Origin of the sequence: Nonomuraea sp. NPDC048892 (assembly GCF_040649735.1) — a bacterium.
Classification (GTDB): Bacteria; Actinomycetota; Actinomycetes; order Streptosporangiales; family Streptosporangiaceae; genus Nonomuraea; species Nonomuraea maheshkhaliensis.
The window spans coordinates 169,663-183,344 of the sequence record NZ_JBEZFZ010000013.1; the positions used below are offsets into that span (position 1 = coordinate 169,663).

The following is a 13,682-nucleotide window of genomic DNA, read 5'->3' on the forward strand; positions in this document are numbered from 1 at the left end:
CGTCACGCGTCCGCATCTCACGGCTCAGCACGTCACGCCTCCAGCCGGACGAGGGTGTCCAGAACGGACTGCGGCGTCGGAGCGCTGACCTCGGTGACGAGCTCGCCGTCACGCAGGAACACCACCCGGTCGGCGTACGCGGCCGCCACCGGGTCGTGCGTGACCATGACGATGGTCTGGCCCAGCTCGCGCACGGACGCGCGCAGGAACGACAGCACCTCGGCGCCGCTGCGCGAGTCCAGGTTCCCGGTGGGCTCGTCGGCGAAGATGACCGCGGGCTTGCTGATCAGCGCCCTGGCCACCGCCACCCGCTGTTGTTGGCCGCCGGACAGCTCGCCCGGCCGGTGCCCGAGCCGGTCCTTCAGCCCGACGGTCTCGATGACCCGGTCGAACAGCGCCTGGTCGGCCAGGCGGGCGGAGATGTCCAGCGGCAGGCGGATGTTCTGCTCGGCCGTCAGCGTGGGCAGCAGGTTGAACGCCTGGAAGACGAAGCCGATCCGCTCCCGGCGCAGCAGCGTGAGCTGCCGGTCGGTCAGCCCCGTGAGCTCCGCGTCGCCGATGCGCACGGTGCCGGACGTGGCGGCGTCGAGGCCGGCCAGACAGTGCATCAGCGTCGACTTGCCCGAGCCGGACGGCCCCATGATGGCGGTGAACGCCCCCGTGGCGAAGGACACGGTCACGCCGCGCAGGGCGTGCACCCGGGCGTCGCCGGAGCCGTACACCTTGGACAGATCGGTGGCCACGACGGCGGGCGGGGCCTGGCGGCGGGTCTCGGTGAGCGTCACGTTCACTCCTCGTACGCGAAATTTCAACGCGCCCCACGCTAGGAGTGGAAATTTCGTGATTCATGGGCCCTGAGGAGGGACTTCAGCTGCGCCGGCAGATGACCCCGGTCAGACTTTCGGCCGAGGAGAGGGCACGATCAGACCGGCCTCGTACGCGTACACCACCACCTGCGCCCGGTCCCGCAGCCCCAGCTTGGCCAGCACCCGCCCCAGATGCGTCTTCACCGTCGCCTCCGCCACCTCCAGGCGGCCCGCGATCTCCATGTTGGACAGGCCGCGCGCCACCATCAGCAGCACCTCGCGCTCGCGCGGCGTCAGCTCGGCCGCCGAACGCACCGGCTCCTCGGCGGGCAGTTGCGCGGCGAAGCGGTCGAGCAGCCGCCGCAGCGTGCTGGGCGAGACCACCGACTCGCCCGCGTGCACCGTCCTGATGGCGCTGACCAGGTCGTCCGGCGGCACGTCCTTCAGCAGGAACCCGGCCGCGCCCGCCTTGACCGCGGCGAAGGCGTACTCGTCCAGGTCGAACGTGGTCAGGATCAGCACCTTGGGCCCGTCGATGCGCCGGGTGGCCTCCAGCCCGTCCATGGACGGCATGCGTACGTCCATGAGCACCACGTCCACCTCGGTGCCGCGCAGGATCTCCAGCGCCGTGGCGCCGTCGGCGGCCTCGGCCACCACCTCGATGTCCGGCTGCGCGCCCAGCACCATCCTGAACCCGGCCCGCAACAGCTCCTGGTCGTCGACCAGCATCACCCGGATCACGCCGCCTCCTTCGTCATCGGCAACCTGGCCAGCACCTCGAACCCGCCACCCTGCCGGGGGCCCGCCGACACGGCGCCGCCATACATGCCGACCCGCTCGCGCATCCCGATCAGGCCGTGCCCGTCGGAGCTCACCGGAGCCGCCGCGCCCCGGCCGTCGTCCACCACCCGCACGACCAGCTCGGGGCCGCTGTAGTCGATCTCCACGCTGGCCCGGACGCCGGGGCCGCCGTGCTTGAGCGCGTTCGTCAGGGCCTCCTGGACGATGCGGTAGACGGCCAGCTGCTGGCCCTCGGGCAGCTCGGCCGGCACCCCGTCGACGCTCAGCCGGGCGGGCACGGCCGAGCCGCGGACGAGCTCCTCCAACTGGCCCAGACCCGGCTGCGGGGTGTAGTCGGTGCTCGCGATCTCGTTCTCCCGCAGCACCCCCACCAGCCTGCGCATCTCGGCCAGGGCCGCGCGGCCGGTCTTGGAGATGGTCTTGACCGCCAGCCTGGCCTGCTCGATGTCGCGGTCCATGGCGAAACCCGCGCCGTCGGCCTGCACCACGATCACGCTCACGTTGTGGGCCACGACGTCGTGCAGCTCCCTGGCGATCCTGGCCCGCTCGGCCGCGGCGGCCATCCTGGCCTGCTGGTCGCGCTCGCGCTCCGCCCGTTCGGCCCGCTCCTCCAGGCTCTCCAGGTAACGCCTGCGGGTGTTGGCGTACAGGCCGGTCAGCCAGACCGTCACCACGAAGACCGAACCGCTGAAGAACATCCCGAACGTCGGATCCGACCAGTGGACCAGCGCCAGGAACACCCCCACCTCCGCCACCAGCCCCGCCGCCAGCGCCCAGCGGAACGAGCACCGGTAGGCCACCGCCCAGAGCGCCACCAGCACCGCCAGGTTGGCGGGCAGCGGGTTCACCCCCGCCAGCCACTGGCCGAAGCTGATCAGCGAGACGGTGGCGAAGCAGCCCAGCGGCCGGCTCCGCCACGCCAGCGGCGCCAGCAGCGCCGCCGACAGGGCCAGGTAACCGGCCGCGCCGAGATAGGGGCTCCCGTCCTGAGCGGCGCCTGGTGGAGGCCCGTTCAGCGCGTACGGCACCGCCAGCAGGGCGCACAACAGCGCCAGAGGGGCCACACTGGCGGCGGCCGCCAGCTTCTCGTGGCGCCTGGACCACGCCCGTACGCTCCCGAACACATCATCACGATATGTAGGCCCGGCGCGGCCTTGGTCCGCCTGGAGGGTGAAGTCCGGGTACGACCCAGGTCTTACATGGCTTTGCCCTTACGCGGGGCTTACGGTGAGTTTGGCATCCTTCATTACCGGGAGCGCCCTTCGTGGGCGAGTAAAGGGAGATCGTGATGGCGGATCATGATCGAGACGCCGGGTCGCGCGGCGAAGAGGAAGCGCCGCGCGACCCGACCCAGGAGCCGCGCGAGCCGGCCCAGCTCAGATACGGGGAACAGGCGGACCGCCCGTACGCCGACCTCCCACCCACCCAGCCGATCGCCTCCAGCTGGGAAGAACCGCCTCCCTCTTCTTCCGGTGGCTTCTTCCGCCGCCGACGAACCCAGATCACGGCCGCGGCCGTCGCCGGCCTGATCGCCGGCGGCCTCCTCGGCGGCCTCACCGTCGCCTCGGCCACCGACCACGACCACGACCGGTTCGACGGGTGGCTCGAACACGAGAACCGCTGGCGCGCCCCGGACGGCCTGCGCATGCCGGAACGCATGAACCGGGGCTGCTACCGCACGGACGACGCGTTCTCCTGCGTCGCCCCACCACCCCGCGTCGACGACCCCGACTCTTTCGACGAGGACGACGACTAGCCTCTCAAAACCACGGCCCCGGCCCCCGCCAGGACGTCATGAAAGAAGAAATGTAGGGCCGGTGGGATTCGAACCCACACTAACAGCCACCTAAAGACTGCGCCTCTGCCATTGGGCTACGACCCCTTTTCACCTTTCCCTTGCCCGCGAAATTTTCGGTCTGGGAATGGCAATTCGGGCACAGGAAGCGGAGATTCTCCATTCGATTGTCGAGCCAGTCGCCACTGATGTGGTCGACATGGAGCGTCAGCGGCCTTCCCTGCCACGTGCCGCCAATCTTACAGCCTGCGCACGTGTACGGGACCCCTGCTTCGGCCTGAGCGCGGCGGAGAATCGGCGCCTTCTCGCGAATGGAACCGGGCGGGCGCGTCACCAGAACTTCCTGGTAGGAGCGCGCGGTCGCGGAACGCCGCCCTTTGCCGTGGGCCTGGCCGACGAAGTGAGAAGTGTCTATGCCGAAGTGCTTGAGCCGCCGGCTGATGTGGGCGTGGCTGCCCCCGGTCCACTTGATCCCGAGGCGCCTGAGCACGTCGGCGACGCTACGCGACTCCGCGGCGGCCTCGGCGAGCGACTCGCGGGAATACTTGATGTACGCGGCCACGACGCGAGCCTAGAGAACGACTCCGACGTTTTCCCGCGGCCGGGAAATCGCTGCGAGCATGCGGAGAATGTCGCCTTTGCGGGCCCTCCGGGAATGGAGGGCCCGTCGGGTCAGAGGAGGCCGAGCTTCTTCTTGAGTGAGGCCACGTGGCCCGTCGCCTTCACGTTGTAGAGGGCCTGCTCCACCTTTCCGTCCCCGTCGATGACGAACGTCGAGCGGATGACGCCCACGACCTCCTTGCCGTACAGCTTCTTCGTGCCGTACGCGCCGTAGGCCTGGTGGATGGTGAGGTCGGGGTCGGACAGCAGGGGGAAGGTCAGCGCGTCGCGCTCGGCGAACTTGGTCAGCTTGGCCGGCTTGTCCTTCGACACGCCGAGGACGACGAAACCCTCGGCGGTGAGCTGGTCGAGGCTGTCGCGGAAATCGCAGGCCTGCTTGGTGCAGCCGGGGGTCATCGCGGCGGGGTAGAAATAGAGGATCACCCGCTTGCCGCGGTAGGTCTCCAGGGAGACGGTGCCGCCGTCGGCGGTGGGTAGCGTGAACTCGGGCGCGGCGTCGCCGGGCGCGAGCTTGGTTTCGGTCAATTGGCCCTCCTGAGTTCTCCCCGCCAACCTACCGGCCTGGCCGCCGTGCCGTACGGCGTGCCGACCTGACAGACTGATCACCCAGAACGGACGAAGCCCAGCACGGCACGCGGCGCCGGGCACGCGTACGGTCGAAAGGAGAGCCATGGCTGACACCGATCCCGACGAGCTGGAGCGGCGGATCGCGCGGACGCGCGCGGAGTTGGCGCAGACGGTCGACGCCATTGCCGACCGGGTGAGCCCCAAGCGGGTCGCCGAGCGTACGGTGGCGGACGTCAAGATCAGGGCGGGGAACTTCGTGGCGTCCGTGGGTGACGCGCTGGGGGTGACGCCTCGGCCGGTGCCGTACGACGGGGAGGAGCCGGATCGGGTCTGGGAGGACGAGCGGCCCGACATGGGTCCTGTGCTGATCGCGGTGGGCGCGGTGCTGGTCGTGGGGGCGGCCGTCGTGCTGTGGCGGCGCAGGCGCAATCGTCGTTGACTCGTCGTTGAGCGGTTCACGCGTTCCTGGGGTCGGTCGTTGAGCGGGTGACGTGCTCCGGGGGCCAGTTGACGTGCTCCGGGGGTCAGAGGAAGGTCTGGCCCTCGCCTCGGTACGTCGGCACGGTCTCGACCAGGGTGTCGCCGTCCACGAGGTGGAGGGCGTCGAAGCGTTCGCACAGCTCGCCCGCCTTGGCGTGCCTGAACCACACCCGATCCCCGATCCGCAGCTCCGCGGCGGCCTGGCCGATGAGCGGGGTCTGCACCTCGCCCGCGCCCTCGTCGGGCGCGTAGCGCAGGCCGGCGGGCAGGTACGGCTGGGGCAGCCGGCTGGGCCCGGCCGAGCCGGAGGCCGGGTAGCCGCCGCCGAGTACGGTCACCGTCTCCATGTCGGGCCGGCGGACCACGGGCAGGGCGAAGAGGGCGGCCGGCCGGCCGGTGAAGCGGCGGTAGAAGTCGAACAGCCTGGGGTGGAAGAGCCCTGAGCCGGCCGCCACCTCGGTGATGGCCTTCTCGCGTACGGTGCGTTCCACGGAGCCGGTGCCGCCGCCGTTGACGAATTCGAGGTCGGTGTACTGGCGTACGGCGTTCACGACGCGGCCGCGCCGGACGATGAGCTCCCTGGCGGAGCGGGCCTGCATGAGCCGGATGAGGCGGGTGTAGACGGCGTTGCCTGGCGGGTCGTCGCCGAGGCCGGCGATCTGCGACTCGTACGCCATCAGCCCGGCCAGCCGGAACCCGGGCCGCTTGGCGATGCCGGCGGCCAGGTCGGCGGCCTGGTCGGGCTCGCGGACGGGGGAGCGCAGCGCGCCGGCCCTGAACCGTCCGCCGAGGGCGAGGTAGCCGGCGTCGATGTCGAGGCAGGTCCTGAGCTCGGCGCGCGGGTGCACGTGGGCCACGGCGGCGTCGATGAAGTCGAGGTGGGTGGCCGAGTCGATGGTGACGGTGATCCGCCGGGCGGCGTCCTGGTCGGCGGCCAGGGTGGCGAGGGCGTGCCGGTCGGCGGTGGGGTAGGCGACGAGGATGTCGGTGAAGCCGTGGCCGGCCAGCCAGAGCGCTTCGGGCAGGGTGAAGGCCATGATGCCGCGGAAGCCGTCCATGGCCAGGACACGTTCGAGGACCGCCCGGCTGCGGATGGATTTGCTGGCGACCCGAATGGGCTTGCCGGCGGCGCGGCGGACGAGGTCGGCGGCGTTGGCGCGCATGGCCGCCAGGTCGAGGATCGCGAACGGCGCTTCCAGGGCCGCTGTGGCTCTGTCGTAGCGCTGGCGGTCATCCATACCAGCAGCGTAACGACATATCGGGCAAATGAATATGAGGCTTGTTCGTGTTGATCGCCGTCCCCGTAATGATCGGGCAAATGGGCGGCGAGGGCGCGGTTCAGGTCATGCGGGATCCATGTACGTCTGTCGTTGTGATGACCACGCTTCAGCAGATACTGCCCGGTGCCGCCGTCACCCCGCGGCACACCGGGCTGCGCCGGGCGAACAGGGCGTTGCGGCCGGCGCGTACCGTTCCGGGGGCCCTGGTCGCGCTGACGCTGGCCGCCGGGCTGGGGGTGACCGCGGCCGAGGTGGTCTCGGGGCTGCTCGGCGCGCCGCTCGGCTGGGTGCCGGTGAACGAGGCGGTCGATCTCGCCACGAAGAGCACGTGGCCGGAGCTCGCCACGCCGTCCCTGGTCATGTCGGGGGCGGGCGTGCTGATGCTGCTGCTCGCGGTCGTGCCGGGCCGGTCGAGGACGGTGCCGGTGGAGACGTCCGACCCACTGATCGTCATCGGGATCACCCGCTCAGGACTGCGCCGCACGCTCCGCGCCGCCGCCCAGCAGGTGGCGGGGGTGGACAAGGCCCGGGTACGCCTGCGCCGGCGCACCATCGAGGTCACGGTCGTGACGAGCGCGGAGAGCTCGGGCCAGATGTTGCGGCAGGTCGGGGTCGCGGTGGGGGACCGTCTGGCGGGCGTGGGCACCCTAGGGACGGGCGAGGTCGTGGTGCGTCTGCGCAGGAGGTCCGCGTGATGGGCTCTCCGGTACGGCGGGGGCGCCGTGTGATCTGCCGGGACAGTGGGAGGTACGTCTGATGCGTCAGTACACCGGGAATCGGGTCGGGCTGGCGATCGTCGGGGCGACGCTGCTGGGCCTCGGCGCGTACGCGTGGCTGCGCGGCGAGGACCGTTTCCTCGGCCTGCCGCCGGGCGCCAGGGTGCTGCCCGCGCAGGCGTACCGGACGCTGGCGGAGGAGCCGTGGCCGCTGTGGTTCCTGGCCCTGGGCCTGTTGCTGCTGACCCTGGTCTGCCTGCGCTGGCTGCTGCTGTGCCTGGGCTGGGGCCGCAGGGGCACACCCAACGGCACGGGCACGGCCATGCTCTTCGTGGGCCTCAAGGGCGTGGAGGGGCTGGGCCGGGCGGGGGTCAGGGTCGCCGAGGACGGGCTGCGCATCTCCCTGACCTGCCCGGCGGCGGCCGACGTGGGCGCGGTGGTGGGCAAGCTGGACGGCGACATCGTCGGCCGGATCCGGCGGGAGGTCCGCGATGACGAGGCCCCCGCCGTCGTACGGCTGCACGTCCGCCGCCCGGCCGGTGCCCGATCACGTTGAAAGGCCGGGTCGCCGCCCGGTCAGCACTCGATCACGTTGACGGCCAGGCCGCCGCGTGAGGTCTCCTTGTACTTGTCCAGCATGTCCTGCCCGGTGATGCGCATCGTCTTGATGGCCTTGTCGAGCGCCACGTAGTGCTTTCCGTCGCCGCGCAGGGCGATCCTGGCGGCGGTGATGGCCTTGTTGGAGGCGACCGCGTTGCGCTCGATGCACGGGATCTGGACCAGGCCGCCGATCGGGTCGCAGGTCAGCCCCAGGTTGTGCTCGATGCCGATCTCGGCGGCGTTCTCCACCTGCTCGGGGGTGCCGCCGAGCACCTCGGTGAGGCCGGCGGAGGCCATGGAGCAGGCCGAGCCCACCTCGCCCTGGCAGCCCACCTCCGCGCCGGAGATCGAGGCGTTCTCCTTGAACAGCACGCCGATCGCGCCGGCCGTCAGCAGGAAGCGGACCACGCCCTCGTCGTCGGCGTGGGGGACGAAGCGGGTGTAGTAGGTCAGGACGGCGGGGATGATGCCGGCGGCGCCGTTGGTGGGGGCGGTGACGATGCGGCCGCCGGCGGCGTTCTCCTCGTTGACGGCGAGGGCGAAGAGCGTCACCCAGTCCATGGCCTGGAGCGGGTCCTTCTCGGCCGGCTCCGACTGCAGGCGGCGGTGCAGCTGGTTGGCGCGGCGCTTGACCTTCAGGCCGCCGGGCAGGACGCCCTCCTTGGAGATGCCGCGGCGCACGCACTCGGACATCACCCGCCACAGGTTGAGCAGGCCCTCCCGGATCTGCTCCTCGGTGCGGCCGAACGCCTGCTCGTTCTCCAGCATGAGGGCGGAGATCGACAGGCCCGTGTTGGAGCAGTGCTTGAGCAGCTCCTCGCCGGTGGTGAACGGGAAGGGCAGCACGGTGTCGTCGGGCTTGATGCGGTCGGCGCCGGTGGCCTTCTCGTCCACCACGAAGCCGCCGCCGACCGAGAAGTAGACCTTCTCCCTGATCGGCTCGCCGGAGGCGGTGTAGGCGGTGAAGCGCATGCCGTTGGGATGTTCCGGCAGCGAGATCTTGCGTTCGAAGACGAGGTGCTCGCCGACGACGAACGGGATCTCGTGCGTGCCGTAGAGCTTGAGCGTGCCGGACTCGCGCATCGCGGCGATGCGGGCCTCGACGCTGTCCACGTCCACCAGTTCGGGCTTCTCGCCGGACAGGCCGAGCAGGACCGCCTTGTCGCTGCCGTGGCCCTTGCCGGTCAGGCCGAGCGAGCCGTACAGGATGGTCTCGACCCGGGCCACCCGGTCGAGCAGGCCGTCCTCGTGCAGGCCGCGGGCGAATTTGTGCGCGGCGGCCATCGGGCCGCCGGTGTGGGAGCTGGACGGTCCGATACCGATCTTGAACAGGTCGAAGACGCTGATCGCCATTGATGTGCGCCCTTCTTAGGGGCCGGGGCCCGGCCGTGCGGGCCCCGGCGGTGGGTCAGGACTCGCTGCCCTTGGTGAGCGCTGTGTACTCCTCGGGCGTCAGCAGCTCTTCGGTGTCGCCTTCCACGCGCACCTTGAACATCCAGCCCTCGCCGTAGGAGTCGCTGTTCACCAGGCCGGGGTCGTCCACGACGGCCTGGTTGACCTCCACGATCTCGCCGCCGACCGGCGCGTAGATCTCGTTGACGGACTTGGTCGACTCCACCTCGCCGACGGAGTCGCCCCGCTCGATGGTCGAGCCGACCTCGGGGAGCTGCACGTAGACGACATCACCAAGGGCCTCGGCGGCGAAGGCCGTGATGCCGACGGTCACGGTGAGGCCGTCTTCGAGGCCGGCCACCCACTCGTGCTCCTTGGTGTAGCTCAGGTCGTCAGGGATGTTGCTCACTTGTTCCTCCTGTAGAAGGGCAGCTCGACCACGTCCATAGGTTCATGGCTGCCCCGGATGTCCACGGCCAGGCCTGTTTCCGCGCCGGTGTCCACGTAGGCCATCGCGATCGGCTTGCCCAGGGTCTGGGAAGGCGCGCCGCTGGTGACCACGCCGACGACGGCGCCGTCTTTCGTGACCGGGTAACCGTGGCGCGGCACCCGGCGGCCCCGCGCGACCAGGCCGACGAGCCGGCGTCGCGGCGTGTCGTCCTTGACCGCCTCGAGCGCCGCCCTGCCGACGAAGTCACCGGGCTTGTCGAATTTCACCACCCGGCCCAGCCCCGCGTCGAACGGGGTGAGCCCGGCGTGCAGCTCGTTGCCGTACAGGGGCATGCCGGCTTCGAGCCTGAGCGTGTCGCGGCTGGACAGGCCGGCGGGCTTGAGCCCGTACGGCTCCCCGGCCGCCGTGAGGGCGTGCCACAGCGGCACCGCGTCGTCGTTGGCGACGAACAGCTCGAACCCGTCCTCGCCGGTGTAGCCGGTACGGGCGATGAGGGCCTGCCGGCCGTCCACCACGCCGGGCAGCCCGGCGTAGTACTTGAGCCCGGCGAGGTCGGCGTCGGTGAGCGTGGCCAGGATCTCCTGCGAGCGGGGCCCCTGGACGGCGATCAGCGCGTACTGGTCGGACCGATCCTCGACGACCACATCGAACGCTTTAGAGCGAATTGTCAGCTCATTTCCGACTTTTTCATAGTTCGAGGCGTTGGCCACGACCATGAACTCCTCGTCCCCGAGCCGGTAGACGATGAGGTCGTCGAGCACCCCGCCGCGCTCGTCCACGATCATGGTGTAGCGCGCCCGCCCGGGCGCCAGCGCCGACAGATGCCCGACCAGCGCGTGGTCCAGCGCCTGGCCGGCCTGCGGCCCGGTCAGGAAGATCTCTCCCATGTGGGACAGGTCGAACAGCCCGGCCGCCTCGCGCACGGCCTTGTGCTCCGCGGACTCGCTGCCGTACCGGAGCGGCATGAGCCAGCCCGCGAAGTCGGTGAGCGTGGCGCCGAGGCTCTCGTGAACGTCTCGTAGCGGTGTCGGTCGGGACATTGGTCGCACCTCAGGACAGGGTTGGATGCCAGGATCCTCCCCCTCTGTCATCGATGCCTGAGAGCTTCGCCCGACTTTTGCCGGACTTTCACCTTCGGCGAGGCCCATGGGCCTGCTTTCCAGAGGTCACCCTTAGCCGTGCGGTCCTTTGCCTTGAGAGGTTTGCGGGGAGGGCTTGCTCCTTCAGGGACCCTGACCGGCTGTCAGGGTGCTCTCCCGCACGATGCGTCGGTGATTGCCGCCAGCCTAGTGCCGTCCGGGGGTCGTTGTCGCGTCCAGGGCAGTCGTGACCCGCCGCCGGCGCACGCGTCTCAGCAGGCGGACACCAGCGCGTCGAACAACGCGTGGCCCTCCGCCATCTCCGCGTGCCACTGCACGGCCACCACGAAAGCCGCGTCCAGCTCGACGGCCTCGATCGTGCCGTCGGCGCTCGTGGCCGTGACCGCCAGGCCGGGGGCCAGGCGATCGACGGCCTGGTGATGGTAGTGCGGGACCGCCACCGGCTCCTCGCCCAATGCCTTCGCCAGCCGGGTGCCCGGCACGACGTTCACCGGCAGGTCGCCGAACCGGCCGGGCCCTGGGCAGTGGTCCGTGTGGCCGACCACGTCGGGCAGGTGCTGGTGCAGGCTGCCGCCCAGGGCCACGTTGAGCACCTGGAGGCCGCGGCAGATGCCCAGGTAGGGCAGCCCGGCGTCCAGGGCCGCGGCGAGCAGGGCGAACTCCGCCTCGTCGCGGAACCGCCTGACGTAGCCGATCCGCTCGTGCGGGGCGGCGCCGTACCTGGCCGGGTCGATGTCGCCGCCCCCGGCCAGGATCAGCCCGTCCAGGCCGCGCACGACGGAGGCGGGCGCGCCGGCCGGAGGCAGCACGACCGGCTGGCCGCCGGCCCGCACGACCTGCTCCACGTACGCGTACGGCAGCAGCGCGGCCGTCGTGTCCTGCCACACCGTGAACGAGGCGGGCTCGACGTAACAGGTGATGCCGATGACGGGACGACGCACCATGACCCCCTTAGAGCGGTGTGACGTAGGCACCGGAGATGCCGCCGTCCACCAGGAACTCGCTGCCGGTGATGAACGAGGCGTCGTCGCTGGCCAGGAACGCCACCGCCGCCGCGATCTCCGACGCCTCCGCGAAGCGGCCCACGGGGACGTGCACCAGCCGCCGCGCCGCCCGCTCGGGATCCTTGGCGAACAACTCCCGCAGCAACGGCGTGTTCACCGGTCCCGGGCACAGGGCGTTGACCCTGATGCCCTCCCTGGCGAACTGCACGCCCAGCTCCCGCGACATCGCCAGCACCCCGCCCTTGGACGCGGTGTAGGAGATCTGCGAGGTGGCCGAGCCCATCACCGCCACGAAGGACGCGGTGTTGATGATCGAGCCCTTGCCCTGGCGGCGCATGTACGGGATCGCGTGCTTGCAGCACAGGTAGACGCTGGTCAGGTTCACCTCCTGGACGCGGCGCCAGGCGTCGATGCCGGTCTCCAGGATCGAGTCGTCGTCGGGCGGCGAGATGCCGGCGTTGTTGAAGGCGATGTCCACGCTGCCGTAGGTGTCGTGCGCCGTGGCGAACATCCGCACGACGTCGTCCTCGCTGGTCACGTCGGCCCGTACGAACAGGCCGCCGACCTCGGTCGCGGCCTTGACCCCCGCCTCCTCGTCGATGTCCGCGCAGACCACCTTGGCGCCCTCCTCGGCGAAGCGGCGGGCCGTGGCCAGCCCGATGCCGCCGCCCGCGCCGGTGATGACCGCCACCCGATCCTGCAACCGCTGCATGTGTGTCACTCCGATGAGATGAAGACGTTCTTGGTCTCGGTGAAGGCGGCCAGGGCGTCCGGGCCGAGCTCCCTGCCGAGGCCGGACTGCTTGAAGCCGCCGAACGGGGTCCAGTAGCGGACGGAGGAGTGGGAGTTGACCGACAGCGCGCCCGACTCGACCGCCCTGGCCACGCGCAGCGCCCGGCCGACGTCGCGGGTCCAGATCGAGCCGCTCAGGCCGTAGGGGGTGTCGTTGGCGATCCGCACGGCCTGCGCCTCGTCCTCGAACCTGACCACCGACACGACCGGGCCGAAGATCTCCTCGGTGAACGCGCGGTCCGTCAGCTCGGGGGTCAGCACCGTCGGCGGGAACCAGAAGCCCTTGCCCTGGGGGCAGGAGCCCTGCAGCCAGGGGGTGCCCTCGACGAAGCCGCGGACCCGGTCGAGGTGCTCGGCGCTGATCAGCGGGCCCATCTCGGTGCTCTCGTCACGCGGGTCGCCGACCTTGACGTCCTGGACGGCCGGGGCGAGCAGGGCCATGAATGCGTCGTACACGGACGACTGGACGAGGATCCTCGACCGGGCACAGCAGTCCTGGCCGGCGTTGTCGAAGACGGCGCAGGGGGCGGTGCGGGCGGCCTTGTCCAGGTCGGCGTCGGCGAAGACGATGTTCGCCGACTTGCCGCCCAGCTCCAGCGTGACCCGCTTGACCTGGCGCGCCGCCTTGGCCGCGATCTCCTTGCCCACCTCGGTCGAGCCGGTGAACACGATCTTCGCCACGTCGGGGTGCTCGACCAGGCGGGCTCCCGCGACCTCCCCTGCCCCAGGCAGCACCTGGAGCACCCCCTCGGGGAGGCCCGCCGCCAGGGCCAGCTCGGCCAGCCTCAGCGCGGTCAGCGGAGTCCACTCGGCCGGCTTGACGATCACGGTGTTGCCCGCCGCCAGAGCCGGGGCCATGCCCCACGTCATGATCACCATCGGGAAGTTCCACGGCACGATGATCCCCACGACGCCCATCGGCTCCTGGAACGTCAGGTTCACCCCACCGGGCACCGGGATCTGCTTGCCGTGGTCGCGCTCAGGCGCCCCGGCGTAGAAGTGCAGTACGTCGCGGACGTTGCCGGCCTCCCAGCGGGCGTTGGCGACGGTGTGGCCGGCGTTGGCCAGCTCAAGCCCCGCCAGCTCCTCGCCGTGCGCGTCCACCAGGTCGGCGAAGCGGCGCAGCAGCCGCGCCCGGTCGCCCGGGGCCACCTCACGCCACGTCGCGTACGCCTTCCTGGCACGCTCCACGGCCCGGTCGACCTCGGCCGCGTCGCAGAGCTCGACGTCGGCCAGGACGTCCTCGGTGGCCGGATTTACGATCTTCATGCGCCCCC

Annotated in this window: 16 protein-coding genes, 1 tRNA gene and 1 riboswitch; of the genes, 4 read left to right on the top strand and 13 right to left on the bottom strand. The window is 70.8% G+C overall.

Going from position 1 to position 13,682, the window contains the following annotated elements:
- Positions 1–32: 32 nt before the first annotated feature.
- The 3 genes from AB0C28_RS34865 to AB0C28_RS34875 all read right to left on the bottom strand — a co-directional run bounded on the left by AB0C28_RS34865 (position 33) and on the right by AB0C28_RS34875 (position 2,731).
- Positions 33–785 carry an ABC transporter ATP-binding protein gene (locus AB0C28_RS34865; RefSeq protein WP_358080061.1) on the bottom strand — a complete coding sequence of 251 codons (753 nt, stop codon included), beginning with the start codon at positions 783–785 and terminating at the stop codon, positions 33–35.
- Positions 786–893: 108 nt separating this feature from the next.
- The gene (locus AB0C28_RS34870; protein WP_346104811.1) at positions 894–1,547 is read right to left on the bottom strand and encodes a response regulator transcription factor; all 654 of its coding nucleotides are present in this window, start codon (positions 1,545–1,547) and stop codon (positions 894–896) included.
- A complete protein-coding gene (locus tag AB0C28_RS34875) occupies positions 1,544–2,731 on the bottom strand; it encodes a histidine kinase (RefSeq protein ID WP_358080062.1) in 1,188 nt (395 codons plus the stop codon). The genes AB0C28_RS34870 and AB0C28_RS34875 overlap by 4 nt, the downstream gene beginning before the upstream one ends.
- Positions 2,732–2,895: 164 nt before the next feature.
- Between AB0C28_RS34875 and AB0C28_RS34880 the strand changes: the two genes are divergently transcribed.
- Entirely contained in the window at positions 2,896–3,363 is a 468-nt protein-coding gene (locus tag AB0C28_RS34880; protein ID WP_358080063.1) for a hypothetical protein, read from the top strand.
- A gap of 53 nt (positions 3,364–3,416) precedes the next feature.
- Here AB0C28_RS34880 and AB0C28_RS34885 read toward each other — a convergent pair.
- From AB0C28_RS34885 to bcp, 3 genes are all read right to left on the bottom strand, one after another.
- Positions 3,417–3,489: transfer RNA gene (locus AB0C28_RS34885), tRNA-Leu, on the bottom strand.
- Positions 3,443–3,964 (bottom strand): HNH endonuclease signature motif containing protein, encoded by a 522-nt coding sequence (locus tag AB0C28_RS34890; protein ID WP_358080089.1) that lies wholly within the window; start codon positions 3,962–3,964, stop codon positions 3,443–3,445. The genes AB0C28_RS34885 and AB0C28_RS34890 overlap by 47 nt, the downstream gene beginning before the upstream one ends.
- A 110-nt stretch (positions 3,965–4,074) precedes the next feature.
- Positions 4,075–4,548 carry a thioredoxin-dependent thiol peroxidase gene (gene bcp, locus AB0C28_RS34895; protein WP_358080064.1) on the bottom strand — a complete coding sequence of 158 codons (474 nt, stop codon included), beginning with the start codon at positions 4,546–4,548 and terminating at the stop codon, positions 4,075–4,077.
- A 145-nt stretch (positions 4,549–4,693) separates the two neighbouring features.
- Here bcp and AB0C28_RS34900 point away from each other — a divergent pair, with 145 nt between their 5' ends.
- On the top strand, positions 4,694–5,029 hold the full coding sequence (locus tag AB0C28_RS34900; RefSeq protein ID WP_357857700.1) for a DUF3618 domain-containing protein: 336 nt from the start codon (positions 4,694–4,696) through the stop codon (positions 5,027–5,029).
- Between the two features lie 85 nt (positions 5,030–5,114).
- On the opposite strand, the gene AB0C28_RS34905 is transcribed toward AB0C28_RS34900, so the two are convergent.
- Entirely contained in the window at positions 5,115–6,308 is a 1,194-nt protein-coding gene (locus tag AB0C28_RS34905; RefSeq protein ID WP_357857703.1) for an amino acid deaminase/aldolase, read from the bottom strand.
- Between the two features lie 137 nt (positions 6,309–6,445).
- On the opposite strand from AB0C28_RS34905, the gene AB0C28_RS34910 reads away from it, so the two are divergent.
- Positions 6,446–7,045, top strand: a complete 600-nt coding sequence (locus AB0C28_RS34910) for a DUF6286 domain-containing protein (protein ID WP_357857706.1) — start codon at positions 6,446–6,448, stop codon at positions 7,043–7,045.
- A 61-nt stretch (positions 7,046–7,106) separates the two neighbouring features.
- Positions 7,107–7,622 (top strand): hypothetical protein, encoded by a 516-nt coding sequence (locus AB0C28_RS34915; protein ID WP_357857709.1) that lies wholly within the window; start codon positions 7,107–7,109, stop codon positions 7,620–7,622.
- Positions 7,623–7,642: 20 nt separating this feature from the next.
- Here AB0C28_RS34915 and AB0C28_RS34920 read toward each other — a convergent pair whose 3' ends face one another.
- From AB0C28_RS34920 to AB0C28_RS34945, 6 genes are all read right to left on the bottom strand, one after another.
- Positions 7,643–9,019 (bottom strand): L-serine ammonia-lyase, encoded by a 1,377-nt coding sequence (locus AB0C28_RS34920; RefSeq protein ID WP_358080065.1) that lies wholly within the window; start codon positions 9,017–9,019, stop codon positions 7,643–7,645.
- A 55-nt stretch (positions 9,020–9,074) separates the two neighbouring features.
- Positions 9,075–9,467 carry a glycine cleavage system protein GcvH gene (gene gcvH, locus AB0C28_RS34925; RefSeq protein ID WP_346104794.1) on the bottom strand — a complete coding sequence of 131 codons (393 nt, stop codon included), beginning with the start codon at positions 9,465–9,467 and terminating at the stop codon, positions 9,075–9,077.
- Positions 9,464–10,549, bottom strand: a complete 1,086-nt coding sequence (gene gcvT, locus AB0C28_RS34930) for a glycine cleavage system aminomethyltransferase GcvT (protein ID WP_357857715.1) — start codon at positions 10,547–10,549, stop codon at positions 9,464–9,466. Before gcvT ends, gcvH begins: the two co-directional genes overlap by 4 nt.
- Positions 10,550–10,680: 131 nt before the next feature.
- A riboswitch (glycine riboswitch) is annotated at positions 10,681–10,778 on the bottom strand.
- An 82-nt stretch (positions 10,779–10,860) separates the two neighbouring features.
- On the bottom strand, positions 10,861–11,553 hold the full coding sequence (locus tag AB0C28_RS34935) for a gamma-glutamyl-gamma-aminobutyrate hydrolase family protein (RefSeq protein WP_357857718.1): 693 nt from the start codon (positions 11,551–11,553) through the stop codon (positions 10,861–10,863).
- 7 nt (positions 11,554–11,560) lie between these two features.
- Positions 11,561–12,325 carry a 3-oxoacyl-ACP reductase gene (locus tag AB0C28_RS34940; RefSeq protein WP_357857721.1) on the bottom strand — a complete coding sequence of 255 codons (765 nt, stop codon included), beginning with the start codon at positions 12,323–12,325 and terminating at the stop codon, positions 11,561–11,563.
- Between the two features lie 5 nt (positions 12,326–12,330).
- A complete protein-coding gene (locus AB0C28_RS34945; RefSeq protein ID WP_357857724.1) occupies positions 12,331–13,674 on the bottom strand; it encodes an aldehyde dehydrogenase family protein in 1,344 nt (447 codons plus the stop codon).
- Positions 13,675–13,682: the final 8 nt, after the last annotated feature.